Below are 12,925 nucleotides of genomic sequence, written 5' to 3'. Positions count from 1 at the left end.
CCGGCCCGGCGTACACCGTCGACGTTGACACCGCCCGCAGCGCACACCATGCTGAGCGGGCGCTTAGCCCAGGTGCCGAGGTGCCTGGCTCGCGCTCCGGTCAACACGCGTGTGGGAGGTCGTACCGATGGCGGAACCCCGGATCTTCACCTCGGCCGAGGAGCTGAAAGCGGCGGTCGGCGAGGAGTTGGGCGTCAGCGACTGGCACGGGATCGACCAGCGGCGCATCGACCTCTTCGCCGAGGCCACCGGAGACCACCAGTGGATTCACGTCGACCCGGAGCGCGCCGCGCAGGGCCCGTTCGGCTCCACCATCGCCCACGGCTACCTGACGCTCTCCCTGCTCCCCCTGCTGGTGCCGCAGACGCTCCGCGTCGACGGCGCGCGGATGGGCGTCAACTACGGCGCCGAGAAGGTGCGGTTCCCCAGCCCGGTACCGGTCGGCTCGCGGGTGCGCGCCCGCGTCACCCTCGACGCGGCGACGGAGAAGGCCGGCGGCCTCCAGGTGGCGGCGACGGTCGTCGTCGAGCGCGAGGGCGCGGAGAAGCCGGCCTGCATCGCGCAGACGTTGACCGTGTACTACTGGTGAGACTCTTACGGGCGGTCCGGCTCACGTGCGCCGCGCCCCGGGGCCCGGCAGCGCGGGCATCTGCACGGCGGCCACACCGCGGTGAGAGCCGGGCTACGGGGCGGCCGAACGGTGCGCCGACGCGTCCACGTGCGCCCGCCGTCGTACGAGACACGGAGCGTCATCGTGCTCACCGCGGACGCTCCCGCACCGCGCGGACCTTCGCCACGGCTGCGGCGTACGCGGCGTACAGGGTACGGGCCTCGGTGAGGCCACCCGGACAACGAGGCGGGACGATCCACGTTCTCGCCCGGAAGGTGCGCGGCGCGACCACATCCGGGGGCGGCACCTCGACGGTCTCGCCCTCGCCGAGGAGCACGGCTCGGGGCAGATCCCCGGCGGATGCCGAGCGTGGCGGCACGAAGAACTCGACGCCGCACCGAGTGTGCAGTACAGGGCCCAACGCCGCCTGTTGCACACTTACTTGCCGCACCGTCTCCCAGCCCTCCGGACCCGGCAGTCGCATGACGTCCCAGCCGAGGCCGACCGGCAGCTCCGCAAGACGGCCGTTCGCCCACGCCATCAAGGAATCGCTGACGCTCCCCTTGGCCGAGCCAATCCAGTCGATCGGCAGCGACGCCTCGTGCGTGACCGTGCCTGGTACCGGGCGAGCAGGCGCCTGAGAGGGTTCGGGATCCGTATCCATGTCCCGATCCCATCCCAGAACCGTCTACCGCGGGATATGACAAGGTATGACACGGAGTTGATCATGCAGTTGACCGTCACAGGCACCCGCAGAACCGGCCATCGAAAACCCACCTGGTACACCGACCTTTTCGCCAAGTACCTGGGGCCCTTTGCGCGTTCGGGGGCGCACTTCTACATCGGCGGGGCCAAGGGCATCGACAGTCTCACGCTCTTGTGGCTGGCCGAGAAGTCTGAGGGGAGGATCACGATCGTCGCCCCGGGAACGATTGCAGAACAACCCGCGGAGGCGCGGCAAGCCATCGCGGGGTGCTGCGGACGGATCGACGGCGTCGTGGAATTGGGTGCCCACCCGCTGCGAACTCCGGCCTTCCATGCCCGGAACCGATGGATGGTCGATCGGTCGGACATGGTGGTCGGCTTCCCGCTCGAAGGGCCGGAGGGAAATTCGGGCACTTGGCAAACCCTCAACTACTGTGCATACCAGAGCAAGCCACGTCTGATCGTTCCCGTATGAGTCGAATTCGGGCACCATGCAGGAATGAGTCTGCACGACAGAGTTGTCGGCGCTGACACGCTCAAGAGGATCAGGCAGCAGCGCGGTTGGTCTTTGCGCGACCTCTCCCGAGCGCTCGCCGCCACCGCGCAACGTCTCGGACAGCCACCGTCCGCCAGTCCGGCCAGCGTGCAACGCTCCGTTGCACGCTGGGAGAGCACCACTGCGCCGATCCTTCCAGGTGAGCGATACCAACTCCTCCTCGCCCATCTGTACTCGCGCGGAGCCGACGGAGACGTGGCCCTTGGCTCCGGTTCTGACTTCGCCGAGCTGCTCGACGCTCTCGCACAGCTCGGTGAAAGCCAACAACGCCTCCGTGAACTGCGCATCCTGCTCACCCGCACCATGGCAGACGACGGCGGAGGACTGCTCGGACTGCTGGGACCGACCACGCGAGCAGCGCTCGCAGCATCGCTCGCCGACCCCTCGCGCGTCAGCGAAGACCTGATCGACTCCCTGCACTGCGCGGTCCATGACGTCAACGAGCAGGTCGGCACCGTCCCCTTCGTGCGTCTTCAGCTCTTTCTCGCTCCGATCGTCGAATCCTGCCGTCGCCTGCTGGGCGAGGACGCGTCTCCACCTGACGTCTTCCTCCCCGGCCTCAATTCGGTCGCCGCACAGGCGTACGTCCTCGCCGCACGGTGCGCTTTCGAGACGCGCGACGACGGAGCGTCCCGCGCCTTCTACGCAGCGGCCACGACGGCGGCCGGTGCCGTCGGTGCGCCGTGGCGGCGGGCGATGGTGCACATGAGTCACGCGCTCGTCACCCTGTATTCAGCCCCCGGTCTCGCCCCCGCGCAGCGCCTTGTCGACGCTGCGGTGCGTGACGCGAAGGCGGGAGAGAGCGTGACCGTTCGCGCACGCGCGCACGCGCTGCAAGCAGAACTCGCCGCTCGGGCGGGCGGAGCAAGGCATGCGCACGCTGCCCTGTCGCTGGCCCGGTACGACCTGGACAGGTGCCGCAACGACGACCCGTCGTCGTCGATGACAGGCTTCTCGGCTGCTCATCTGCGCGGCTCCGAGGGTGTGACGGCGCTGTACACCGGCGATCCTTCCGAGGCCCATGCCTACTTCGCACGTTCGGCAGCATCCCTGTCCACCTCTCGCGAGCGCGTACAGCGGGCAATCGTTTTGACCGACCAGGCAGCCGCGCGTATCCGTATGGGCGACCCGCAAGGGGCCGCGGCACTTCTGCACGACTGTGTCGACACCGCGGTTTCGACCGGAGGGCGAGTTGCCTTCCTCCGCCTGCGGCAGGCTCGTCGGGACCTGCGCCCGTGGCGGCGCGAGGACTTCGCCGCCAGGCTCGACGACCACATGATCGACGCACTCGGCGTGTAGCGATCCTTCCGCGCCTGGGAATCGACCGTTTGAGGGCCGGGGAAGGAACCCGGCCGAGCGCAGGACGGCTTGGTGAAACCGCTCCAGGACGCCCTAGCCCCGCCCCACCATTCGCAGCACCAACTCCGCGTGGAGGGCCCCGATCTCCTCCGGTGCGCGCCGGGTGGACGGGCCGTACCAGCGTGCCACGTCGACGCAGAGGGACATCACGGCGCGGGTGGTGCCGCGCAGGTCCGTCACCGTGAACTCGCCCGTGCGGGCGCCCTCTTCGAGGAGGTTGCGGAGCATCTCCTCGCTGTGGCGGCGGAGTTGGAGGATCTCGGCGTAGTGCTCCTCGCCGAGGGCGGCGAGTTCGTACTGGACGACGCGGGCCGTCGTGTGGTTCTCGGCGTGCCAGCGCACGAAGGAGGCGACGGCCGCGGCGAGCCGGTCGGCGCAGTCGCCTTCGACGGCGAGGGCGTCGCGGAGCACCTCGACGGAGCGCTCGTGGCCGACGCGGCTGATCTGGTGGAGGAGTTCCTCCTTGGTGCGGTAGTGGATGTAGAGCGCTGCGGGGCTCATGCCGGCGCGTGAGGCGATGTCGCGCGTGGTCGTCGCGTGGAAGCCGCGCTCGGCGAACGCCTCGACGGCGCCGAGCAGCAGGCGCCTCGCCGCGTCGGGGGTCACCGAGGCGAAGGAGGTGTCGGCGCCGGGCGCTTCGTCGCCCGGTGCTCCGGCGTCCCGCTGCTCCTCGTGCACTGCCATCTCCCGCCTCCTGCTCGTCGGCAGCGACACCCTACCCGGAAGCGCTGAGCAGCCGCTTATCCCTACCGCACGGGCGGGGCGGCGGAGGACGGAAGCCGGTCCGGCCGTCCCGTTAAAAGGCGGAGACCCCCGTCCGCGCCCGGCCGATGAGCAGCTTCTGGATCTGGCTCGTGCCCTCGTAGAGGGTCATCACCCGGGCGTCGCGCAGAAGTTTGCCGACGGGGAACTCGTCGATGTAGCCGTAGCCGCCGAAGACCTGCACCGCGTTGTTGGCCGAGCGGACCGCGGCCTCGCTGGCGAAGAGCTTCGCCGTGGAGGACTCGGCGGCGAAGGGCTCGCCCCGGTCGACGAGGTCGGCGACGCGCCAGGTGAGCAACCGCGCCGCGTCGACGTCTACCGAGATGTCGGCGATCAGCTCCTGCACGAGCTGGTGCCGCGCGATCGGCCCGCCGAACTGCTCGCGCTCGCCCGCGTAGGAGACCGCCGCCTCCAGGCACGCCTGCGCGATGCCGACGCTCCCCGCAGCCACCGACATCCGCCCCTTGGCGAGCGCGGACATCGCCACCGAGAACCCCTTCCCCTCGGGCCCGACCCGGGCCGAATCCGGCACCCGCACACCGGTGAAGGAGAGTTCGGCGGTGGCCTGTCCGCGCAGGCCCAGCTTGCCGTGGATCTCCCTGCGGTCGAGCCCCGCCGCGTCGGTGGGCACGAGGAATGCGCTGACGCCGCGGTGGCCCTCCTCCGCGCCCGTGCGCGCGAAGAGGAGGACGACGTCGGCCCATGTGCCGTTGGTGATGAACGTCTTGGTGCCGTCGACGATCCAGTCGCCGCCCTCGCGGCGGGCGCGGGTCGCGAGGTTGCCGGCGTCGGAGCCGGTCCCCGGCTCGGTGAGGCCGAAGCAGCCGAGGAGTTGGCCCGAGCAGAGTCCCGGCAGCCACGCGCGGCGCTGCTCCTCGCTCCCCCGGGCGGCGATCGTCTTGGCGACGAGCCCGAGCGAGACGGAGAGCACTCCGCGCACGGCGGAGTCGCCCCGGCCCAGCTCCTCGGTGACGAGCGCATAGGCGAGGTGGTCGCCGCCCGAACCGCCGTCCTCCTCGGGGACGGTGAGGCCGAGGAACCCCAACTCGCCGAGCCTGCGCACGATCTGCGGGTCGATGCGCTCCGCGCGGTCCCACTCGGCCGCGTGCGGGGCGATCTCCCGGTCGCTGAACTCCCGCGCCAGGTCCCGGACCGCGCGTTGCTCGTCGTCGAGTCCCAGATCCATGCCGTGCCCGCCTCCTGGCTCCTCCGGTGCGGCGCCGCACCTGGTTATCGGCGCTAGTTTTTCGCGGTGCCTACTATGTTCGGCATGGCCCGTCCACGCAAGCCCCTGCTCAGCCGGGAGAGGATCGTCGACTCCGCGCTCGCCCTCGTCGACGCGGAGGGCCTCCAGGCCGTCTCCACGCGCCGGCTCGCCGCCGAACTCGGCGTCAGCGGACCGTCGTTGTACAACCATTTCCGGACCAAGGACGAGATCCTCGACGCGGTCGCCGACCGGATCTGCGCCGAGGTCGACGTCTCGATGTTCGAGGACGGCAGCGAGTGGCGCGCCGCGCTGCTCGCCTGGGGCCACTCCTACCGCGCAGCGCTCGCGGCACACCCGAACATCGTCCCGTACCTGGCGCAGGGCCCCGGCCGCCGGCCGAGCCAACTCCGCATGGCCGACGCCGTCTTCGGCGGCATGACGGCCGCCGGATGGCCCAAGGCGCAGGCCACCCGGATCGGCGCCCTCATGCGGTACTTCGTCGCGGGCTCCGCGCTCGGCTCCTTCGCGCGCGGCTTCGTCGACGACGCCGCGCTCTACGCCCACGACTACCCGCACCTGGAGGAGGCCCACCTCCTCGCCGAGCACCAACAGCGCGTCGACGAGGGCGCGTTCGAGACGGGCCTCCAGTCGCTCGTGGACGGCCTCGCCCTGCGGCACCCGGAGGGCGGACGGCAGGAGAGCCCGGCGGGGAGCGCCCCCTAGAAGACGACGAGTGCGCGCCCGCCGCGGCCGGCGAGCATCGCCTCGAACGCCTCCGGAATCCCGTCGAGCGTGATCCGGTCGGTGACGAGTGCGCCGAGGTCGATCCGGCCCTCGCGCACGTGCTCGGCGAGCAGCGGCAGATCGCGCTCCGGTACGCAGTCGCCGTAGACGCAGCCGGTCAGCGTGCGGGCGAAGTGGAAGATCTCCAGCGCGGAGAACTCCACACGCTCCTCCTTGCCGCCGATCCCCACGACGGTCGTCCGCCCGCCCCTGCGCGTCGAGCCCCAGGCCGCCCTGATCGTGGCGGCGCGGCCGGCGCACTCCACCGCGGCGTCGACGCCGAGGCCGTCCGTGAGCTGCCGTATCTCCTTCGGCGTCCGCTCCGAGGAGAGCAGGTAGTCGGTGGCGCCCGCAGCACGCGCCAACTCCTCCTTCTCCGGTGAGACATCGACGGCGACGATCCGCTCCGCCCCCGCCAGCCGGGCGGACTGGACGACCGCGAGCCCGACACCGCCCACGCCGAAGACCGCCACGCTCTCGCCGGCCCGCAGCCCCACGCTGTGGTGGACGGCCCCGTAGCCGGTGAGCAGTGCACAGCCCAGCAGCGCCGCGTCCTGGAGCGGGATGCCGTCCGGCAGTGGGAGGACGGCGCGCTCGGGGACGACCGTCTCCTCGGCGAACGCCGCCGTGCTCAGGCCCGGGTAGAGGTCGCCGCCCTCGGCGTCGCGCGCGTAGGGGACCGCCGTGCCCTCGTTGGCGTGCGGGCAGAGCCACGGTTCGGCGAGCCGGGTGCAGAAGTGGCAGGAGCCGCAGGCGGGCGCCCAGTTGAGGACGACGCGGTCGCCCTCGTGCAGCCGCTCGACGTCCTCGCCCACCGCCACGACGGTCCCCGCTCCCTCGTGGCCGAGGACGGCCGGTACGGGCTGGCGGAGGGTGCCGTTGGAGAGCGAGAGATCGGAGTGGCAGACGCCGGCCGCCGCCAGCCGGACGCGTACCTGGCCGGGGCCTGGCGCCGGCAGTTCGATCTCGGTGAGGACGAGCGGGGAGTCGACCGCGGGGAGTACGGCGGCTCGGACCATGGTGGTGCTCCCTGGGTTGTCGTCGCGGTGGCGGGCTGCGCCCGATCCGCCTAGAGCTGGAGGGACTTGGTCTGGAGGTACTCGCCGAGGCCGTGGACGCCGAGCTCCCTGCCGACGCCCGAGCGCTTGTAGCCGCCGAACGGGGCCTCGGGGTTGAAGCGGCCGCCGTTGATGTCCACCTGGCCGGTCTCCATCCGCCGGGCGAAGGCGACGGCCTCGTCCTCGTCCTCGGACCAGACGGCCCCGGCGAGGCCGTACTCGGTGCCGTTGGCGATGCGGAGCGCCTCCTCCGTGTCCCGGTAGGGCAGGACGGAGAGAACGGGGCCGAAGATCTCCTCCTGCGCGACCGCCATCCCCGGCGTCACGTCGGCGAGGACGGTCGGCTGCACCCAGTGCCCGGCGCGCACGTGCTCGGGGAGACCGGAGGGCGGCTCGGCGCCGCCCGCGACGAGCCGCGCGCCCTCGCGTACGCCCTGCTCGATGTAGCCCGTCACCCGCGCCTGCTGCGTCGCGTTGACGAGCGGCCCGAGGCGGGTCGACTCCTCGGACGGGTCGCCCGGTGCGTACCGCGCGGCGGCCTGGGCCGCGAGGGAGACGGCCTCGTCGTAGCGCTCCTCGGGGACGAGCATCCGCGTCCAAGCGCTGCACGTCTGGCCCGAGTTGCCCATCACGTTGGCGACGCCCACCTTGACGGCCTTGGCGAGGTCGGCGCCGGGGAGCAGGACGTTCGCCGACTTGCCGCCGAGCTCCAGCGCGACGCGCTTCACCGAGCGCCCGGCGAGTTCGCCGACCCGGCGGCCGACCGCCGTGGAACCGGTGAAGGAGAGCAGGTCGGTGCCGGGGTGCTCGACGAGGGCCTGCCCGGCGACCGGTCCCAGCCCCGTGACGAGGTTGAAGACGCCCGCCGGCACGCCCGCTTCGTGGACGACCTCCGCGAAGAGCTGGGCGACGAGCGGGGTGTCCTCGGCGGGCTTGAGGACCATGGTGCAGCCGGCGGCGAGCGCGGGCGCCGCCTTGGCGACGATCTGGTGGAGCGGGTAGTTCCACGGGGTCACCGCGCCGACGACGCCGACGGGCTCGTGGAGGACGCGCGAGTTGCCGAGGCGCTCCTCGAACCCGTACTCGGCGGCGAGCCGCGCGTAGCTGCCCGAGACGGCGACGGGCGCGGAGGCGTGCACCTTCCGCGAGAAGCCGATCGGCGCGCCGAGCTCCGCGGTGACGGTGCGGGCCACCTCCTCGCCGCGTTCCTTGAGCAACTCGTGGACGCGGGTGAGGAGTTCGGCGCGGCGCGCAGGCGGCACGGCGGCCCACCCGGGGAACGCCTCGCGGGCGGCGGTGACCGCCGCGTCGACGTCCGCGGGGCCGCCGGCCGGCACGGTGGCGAGGAGGCTGCCGTCCGCCGGGTTGTGCACAGGGAGCGGTTCGGCGTCGGCGGCGGGGCGCCAGGCTCCGCCGATGTACATCCCGTCGTGTGCCTTCATCCCTCCAAACTATCGCCGCTCGTTTAACGTTGTCAGCACTCGCTCCGAGTGCGCTGGATCACCTTCGGGCTGCGGCGTGCCCGAACCCCGATGGCGACTCAACTCGTCGCCTGAGCCGATCCGTTGACGCCCGCAAGGACGTTCCCAATGATGGACGGAGGAATCCGCAGGTTTCCCTTCCACAGGCGGGAGCACCGATGGCCGAGTCCAACGGCAGCGGTCCGGGGACGACGGGCGAGGCGGCGCGCAAGGCCGCGCAGGAGGCCGCGTACCTCACGGGGTTCGGCAACGAGCACAGCAGCGAGGCGGTACCGGGCGCGCTGCCCACCGGACGCAACTCCCCCCAGCGCGCACCGCTCGGCCTCTACGCCGAGCAACTCAGCGGCACCGCCTTCACCGAGCCGCGGGCGCAGAACCGCCGCTCCTGGCTCTACCGCATCCGCCCGAGCGCCGCACACCCCGCCTTCACCAGGACCGGCGGCGCCGGCCTCGCCTCCCCGCCCTTCGGCGACGCCGTCCTCGACCCCAACAGGCTGCGCTGGGACCCGCTCCCGGACCCGGCACCGGGGACCGACTTCCTCTCGGGTCTCTGGACCCTCGGCGGCAACGGCGACCCGAGCACCCGCTCGGGCATGGCGATCCACCTCTACGCCGCCGACGCCCCGATGGAACGCCGCGTGTTCGGCGACGCCGACGGGGAGTTGCTCGTCGTCCCCGAGCGCGGGGGCCTGCTGCTCCGCACGGAGTTCGGCCTGCTCCACGCCGCGCCGGGACACGTCGCACTCATCCCGCGCGGCGTGCGGTTCCGCGTAGAGCCGCTGCCGGGCGCCGAGGGCGAGGCCGTGCGCGGCTACGTCTGCGAGAACTTCGGACGGCCGTTCCAGCTCCCCGAGTTGGGGCCGATCGGCGCCAACGGGCTGGCCAATCCGCGGGACTTCGCCGCACCGACCGCCGCGTACGAGGACGTCGAGGGCGCGTACGAGGTGGTGCAGAAGTACTGCGGGGAACTGTGGCGTGCGGAGTGGGACCACTCGCCGCTCGATGTCGTCGCCTGGCACGGCACCCACCTGCCGTACGTCTACGACCTGCGCCGTTTCAACGTCATCGGCAGCGTCAGCTACGACCACCCGGACCCCTCGCTCTTCACCGTGCTCACCTCGCCCTCGGACACACCCGGACTCGCAGGCGTCGACTTCGTCGTCTTCGCGCCGCGCTGGCTCGTCGGCGAGGACACCTTCCGGCCGCCGTACTTCCACCGGAACGTGATGAGCGAGTACATGGGACTCGTGGAGGGCGCCTACGACGCGAAGGCGGAGGGGTTCGTACCGGGCGGCGGCTCGCTCCACACGATGATGTCCGCGCACGGCCCCGATCGGGAGACGTATCTGCGGGCGAGCACCGCGGAGTTGGTCCCGCAGAAGCTCGACGACCAGCTTGCGTTCATGTTCGAGACGCGGTGGCCGGTGGCCGTCACCGGCCAGGCCCACCGTGCGGGCCATCGGCAGGGCGGTTACGACCGTGTGTGGAAGGGGTTCGAGCGCGGGTTCCGCGGGTGAGGGTCGGTGACTCCGTCACCAACTGCCGTGTGTGGGCGGGGCGTTCCCACGGCGGTGCGGTCGGCGGAGGGTGGGGTGGGGCCGCCGACCGGAACAGGGCGGGAGTGCCGCGGGGCGTACCCCGCGGCATGGCAGCTCGGTGCAGCGGCGCTAGCCGCGCCCCCCGAAGAGGGTGCGCTTCAGCTTGCGCAACGGCGCGAAGAGCGAGACTCGCGCGCCCTTGTTCCTGCTACGGCTCCGTGCGGCGTCACGCTCGGTGATCTCCCGCATCAGCGACGTCGCCTCGTCGGCCTGTCGCTGAGGTACGGCGGGACCCGCGAGCACGGAGAGATGCCGGTCGAGGCGCGAACTGCTCGCCCCCGTCCCGCATTTGATCGCAGGGACTCGTGCCCTGCCGCTCATTGTTATCTGTTCCATGTCACTCCCCACCCGTACGAGGGCTCCCGGCCCCGGGCAAGATAAGCCTATCGCCCGTCTGGGACTCTCGTGCATCCCGGGCTCAGGATTCACCTGCCCCGCAGGCGGGTTGACGAACACCGTACGAGCCATGTCGTCGGAACGCACCACCGGAGGAACCGCTCGGAGCTGCCGCTATGGCCTTATTCCGGGCATGGAAGGCAGGGGCGCACTCTGTTCACGACGCAACCCTGCGGGCCGCATCCCGTCCGCGTGCGCCCCCGTCCAGTCCGGTCGGCGGCCAAACACGGGCGGGGCGAATCATCGTGAAATGGCGTGAAACCGCTAGGCGTTGACACCGAGTACAGGTCGGGCGCCCACGCACCTGCCGAGGGCCCGGACACAGGCCCCGACCTCGCCGAGCCACCGCCGCACCCCGGTGGGCCGTCGATGCGCGCCACCGGGCCGCCGTACGCGGCAGCCACTATCGGTCACGATGCGGTGACCTGCTTGACGCCCTCCAGCGCACTGGGCCAGATTTATTGGGCGCAAGCGGCCCTTCGAGGGGCATTCTTGGGTATCCGGGGGGATCGGGCGATCCGGGGGGACCAGTCGCCAATGCAGACGATCGGCAGCAAACAGACACCGCACACCGGGCCCGAGCCCGGTCCGGCCGCAACCAACACCTCGGCACACCACGTGCGTTCGGCCGCACGGAGCGACGCACGAGGAGCCACCCGGCAAGGCCGGCGGGACAGGGCGTCCACCACCGCGCCGCCCGAACCCGATGTCGCCCGCACCGGTGAACTCCTCGCTCAAACACACCAGTTCGAGCCGACACCCGAGCGGGAACCGGCTGTCCCTACCGATTCCACCGCGGGCGGGGCCACTTGGGCGCCCTTCCTCGCCGGCGCCGCATTCGGCATCGGCGGCATCGGCGCCGCGCTCGTCCTCGCCGACGTGCCGTCCCCGCTGCGGGCCCCGTTCGCGCTCTTCTTCCTGCTCGCCGCACCGGCCGCAGGACTCGCCGCGCTGCTGATCCGGCTCGACCCGCTCAGCCGTGCCGTCGTGGCCGTCGTCGGCGCGGCCGCCCTGGACTTGCTCGTCGCGCAGACGATGCTCGCAGCAGAGGTGTGGTCGGCCCGCGGCGGCACCGCAGCGGTCGCGGTACTCAGCATGCTGCTCCTCGCCGCCGCCGCGCTGCGTCCGGCACGCGGCAGAAACCCCGGGCGGGGCGCCTGAGATGGACGTCACCGTATGCAGACCGGGTGAACTGACCGCCGCCGAGCGCGCGGTGTGGACCTCGCTCCAGGCCAAGGCGCACCTCAACGGCGCACCGCAGCTCGGGAACCCCTTTCTCGCGCCGGAGTTCGCACTCGCCGTCGCCCGGTGCCGCAGCGACGTGCGCATCGCCGTGGTCCGCGGCGCCGACGGCGAACCTGCGGCCTTCTTCCCGTACCAGCGCACCGCGTTCGGGGTGGGGAGGGCGATCGGCCTCGGCCTCTCGGACTGCCAAGGGCTGGTGCACAGACCGGGGTTCGCCTTCGAATCCGGCGAACTGCTGCGCGCCTGCGGCCTGTCGGTCTGGGAGTTCGACCACCTGGCTGCGGAGCAGCCGGGGTTCGGCGGCCACGCCACGGCCTCCTTCGCCTCCCCCGTGATCGACCTCGAAGGCGGCTTCGAGGAGTACGCGTCCCAACTCAGCGCCCGTTCGGCGTCGTTCTACCGCACCACCAGGTACAAGGACCGGAAACTCGGCCGCCGCGTGGGCGAGGTCCGCTACGTCCACGACGAGCGGGACCCGGCGATGCTCCGCGTCCTCATGGCGTGGAAGTCCGCGCAGTACCGCCGCACCGGGCGCAGCGACCGCTTCGCCAAACGCTGGATCGTCCACCTGCTGCACCAGCTCTTCCACACCCGCAGCGACTCCTTCGCGGGTCGCCTCTCCGTCCTCTACGCGGGCTCCGCACCCGTCGCAGCGCACTTCGGGCTCCGCTCCGAACGCGTGCACACCTGCTGGTTCCCCGCGTACGACCCGCAGTTCGCGCAGTACTCCCCCGGTCTCGTGATGCACCTGCGGATGGCGGAGGCCGCGGCCGCCGAGGGCGTGCACCAACTCGACCTGGGCCGCGGCGAGAAGGCGTACAAGGAGTCGCTGAAGACCGGCGACCTCACCGTCCACGAGGGGTGGGCGTCCCGGGCGCACCCCGTCGCCCTCGGCCACCGTGCGCGCCGAGTCCCGCTCCGCGCACTGCGGAACACCGTGCAGACCACCCCGGCCCTCTACCGCCCCGCCGACCGCCTGCTCCGCGGTGTCGGCGCCCTGCGCACGGCACGCGCGGGCGAGCGGGAGGGAAGGCAGAGGGAACACACCGACCACACCGACGACTCGGGGGCGGCCGGGGCCCGCGCCCCCGAAGCCGAGCGGCCCGACACGAGCCGGGGAGACCGGGGATGAGGTGATCGCATCCGGCCGCCGGCGGGCAAGGGC

The 12,925-nt window shown here is 71.9% G+C and carries 13 protein-coding genes; 7 read left to right on the top strand and 6 right to left on the bottom strand.

Annotated elements, in window-relative coordinates:
- The first annotated feature begins 127 nt into the window (after positions 1 to 127).
- Positions 128 to 589 (top strand): MaoC family dehydratase, encoded by a 462-nt coding sequence (locus F603_RS0100430; RefSeq protein ID WP_026328023.1) that lies wholly within the window; start codon positions 128 to 130, stop codon positions 587 to 589.
- A 169-nt stretch (positions 590 to 758) separates the two neighbouring features.
- On the opposite strand, the gene F603_RS0100425 is transcribed toward F603_RS0100430, so the two are convergent.
- A complete protein-coding gene (locus F603_RS0100425) occupies positions 759 to 1,274 on the bottom strand; it encodes a hypothetical protein (protein ID WP_026328022.1) in 516 nt (171 codons plus the stop codon).
- Positions 1,275 to 1,337: 63 nt separating this feature from the next.
- Between F603_RS0100425 and F603_RS0100420 the strand changes: the two genes are divergently transcribed.
- Both F603_RS0100420 and F603_RS0100415 read left to right on the top strand, forming a co-directional pair.
- Positions 1,338 to 1,790, top strand: coding sequence for a hypothetical protein (locus F603_RS0100420; protein WP_016905225.1), 453 nt, complete (start codon positions 1,338 to 1,340; stop codon positions 1,788 to 1,790).
- A 24-nt stretch (positions 1,791 to 1,814) separates the two neighbouring features.
- Entirely contained in the window at positions 1,815 to 3,170 is a 1,356-nt protein-coding gene (locus F603_RS0100415) for an NsdA family TPR-like regulatory protein (RefSeq protein WP_026328020.1), read from the top strand.
- A 93-nt stretch (positions 3,171 to 3,263) separates the two neighbouring features.
- Here the strand turns inward: F603_RS0100415 and F603_RS0100410 are convergent, their stop codons facing one another.
- Both F603_RS0100410 and F603_RS0100405 read right to left on the bottom strand, forming a co-directional pair.
- On the bottom strand, positions 3,264 to 3,914 hold the full coding sequence (locus F603_RS0100410) for a TetR/AcrR family transcriptional regulator (RefSeq protein ID WP_019544052.1): 651 nt from the start codon (positions 3,912 to 3,914) through the stop codon (positions 3,264 to 3,266).
- 112 nt (positions 3,915 to 4,026) lie between these two features.
- Positions 4,027 to 5,178 carry an acyl-CoA dehydrogenase family protein gene (locus F603_RS0100405; RefSeq protein ID WP_019544051.1) on the bottom strand — a complete coding sequence of 384 codons (1,152 nt, stop codon included), beginning with the start codon at positions 5,176 to 5,178 and terminating at the stop codon, positions 4,027 to 4,029.
- 84 nt (positions 5,179 to 5,262) lie between these two features.
- Between F603_RS0100405 and F603_RS0100400 the strand changes: the two genes are divergently transcribed.
- Positions 5,263 to 5,922: a TetR/AcrR family transcriptional regulator gene (locus F603_RS0100400; protein WP_026328019.1), complete on the top strand. Its 660-nt coding sequence runs from the start codon at positions 5,263 to 5,265 to the stop codon at positions 5,920 to 5,922.
- Here the strand turns inward: F603_RS0100400 and F603_RS0100395 are convergent.
- Both F603_RS0100395 and F603_RS0100390 read right to left on the bottom strand, forming a co-directional pair.
- Positions 5,919 to 7,001, bottom strand: coding sequence for a zinc-binding dehydrogenase (locus tag F603_RS0100395; RefSeq protein WP_019544049.1), 1,083 nt, complete (start codon positions 6,999 to 7,001; stop codon positions 5,919 to 5,921). The genes F603_RS0100400 and F603_RS0100395 overlap by 4 nt on opposite strands.
- A 50-nt stretch (positions 7,002 to 7,051) precedes the next feature.
- The gene (locus tag F603_RS0100390) at positions 7,052 to 8,482 is read right to left on the bottom strand and encodes an aldehyde dehydrogenase family protein (protein WP_019544048.1); all 1,431 of its coding nucleotides are present in this window, start codon (positions 8,480 to 8,482) and stop codon (positions 7,052 to 7,054) included.
- Positions 8,483 to 8,679: 197 nt separating this feature from the next.
- On the opposite strand from F603_RS0100390, the gene hmgA reads away from it, so the two are divergent.
- Positions 8,680 to 10,038 carry a homogentisate 1,2-dioxygenase gene (gene hmgA / locus F603_RS0100385; protein WP_019544047.1) on the top strand — a complete coding sequence of 453 codons (1,359 nt, stop codon included), beginning with the start codon at positions 8,680 to 8,682 and terminating at the stop codon, positions 10,036 to 10,038.
- Between the two features lie 150 nt (positions 10,039 to 10,188).
- Here hmgA and F603_RS0100380 read toward each other — a convergent pair whose 3' ends face one another.
- Entirely contained in the window at positions 10,189 to 10,455 is a 267-nt protein-coding gene (locus F603_RS0100380) for a hypothetical protein (protein WP_026328018.1), read from the bottom strand.
- A gap of 597 nt (positions 10,456 to 11,052) precedes the next feature.
- On the opposite strand from F603_RS0100380, the gene F603_RS0100375 reads away from it, so the two are divergent.
- On the top strand, positions 11,053 to 11,676 hold the full coding sequence (locus tag F603_RS0100375; protein WP_019544046.1) for a hypothetical protein: 624 nt from the start codon (positions 11,053 to 11,055) through the stop codon (positions 11,674 to 11,676).
- 1 nt (position 11,677) lies between these two features.
- Positions 11,678 to 12,892 carry a GNAT family N-acetyltransferase gene (locus F603_RS0100370; RefSeq protein ID WP_019544045.1) on the top strand — a complete coding sequence of 405 codons (1,215 nt, stop codon included), beginning with the start codon at positions 11,678 to 11,680 and terminating at the stop codon, positions 12,890 to 12,892.
- Positions 12,893 to 12,925: the final 33 nt, after the last annotated feature.

It is taken from the genome of Streptomyces sulphureus DSM 40104 (assembly GCF_000381025.1).
GTDB classification, from domain to species: Bacteria; Actinomycetota; Actinomycetes; order Streptomycetales; family Streptomycetaceae; genus Streptomyces; species Streptomyces sulphureus.
This window is presented reverse-complemented; position numbering and strand designations above follow the sequence as displayed.

Bases quoted from the DNA above. Each gene is read 5' to 3' on its own strand.
- F603_RS0100375 (WP_019544046.1), top strand. From the start codon at position 11,053: ATGCAGACGATCGGCAGCAAACAGACACCGCACACCGGGCCCGAGCCC.
- F603_RS0100400 (WP_026328019.1), top strand. From the start codon at position 5,263: ATGGCCCGTCCACGCAAGCCCCTGCTCAGCCGGGAGAGGATCGTCGAC.
- F603_RS0100380 (WP_026328018.1), bottom strand. From the start codon at position 10,455: ATGGAACAGATAACAATGAGCGGCAGGGCACGAGTCCCTGCGATCAAA.
- F603_RS0100420 (WP_016905225.1), top strand. From the start codon at position 1,338: ATGCAGTTGACCGTCACAGGCACCCGCAGAACCGGCCATCGAAAACCC.
- hmgA (WP_019544047.1), top strand. From the start codon at position 8,680: ATGGCCGAGTCCAACGGCAGCGGTCCGGGGACGACGGGCGAGGCGGCG.
- F603_RS0100415 (WP_026328020.1), top strand. From the start codon at position 1,815: ATGAGTCTGCACGACAGAGTTGTCGGCGCTGACACGCTCAAGAGGATC.
- F603_RS0100370 (WP_019544045.1), top strand. From the start codon at position 11,678: ATGGACGTCACCGTATGCAGACCGGGTGAACTGACCGCCGCCGAGCGC.
- F603_RS0100410 (WP_019544052.1), bottom strand. From the start codon at position 3,914: ATGGCAGTGCACGAGGAGCAGCGGGACGCCGGAGCACCGGGCGACGAA.
- F603_RS0100425 (WP_026328022.1), bottom strand. From the start codon at position 1,274: ATGGATACGGATCCCGAACCCTCTCAGGCGCCTGCTCGCCCGGTACCA.
- F603_RS0100405 (WP_019544051.1), bottom strand. From the start codon at position 5,178: ATGGATCTGGGACTCGACGACGAGCAACGCGCGGTCCGGGACCTGGCG.
- F603_RS0100390 (WP_019544048.1), bottom strand. From the start codon at position 8,482: ATGAAGGCACACGACGGGATGTACATCGGCGGAGCCTGGCGCCCCGCC.
- F603_RS0100395 (WP_019544049.1), bottom strand. From the start codon at position 7,001: ATGGTCCGAGCCGCCGTACTCCCCGCGGTCGACTCCCCGCTCGTCCTC.
- F603_RS0100430 (WP_026328023.1), top strand. From the start codon at position 128: ATGGCGGAACCCCGGATCTTCACCTCGGCCGAGGAGCTGAAAGCGGCG.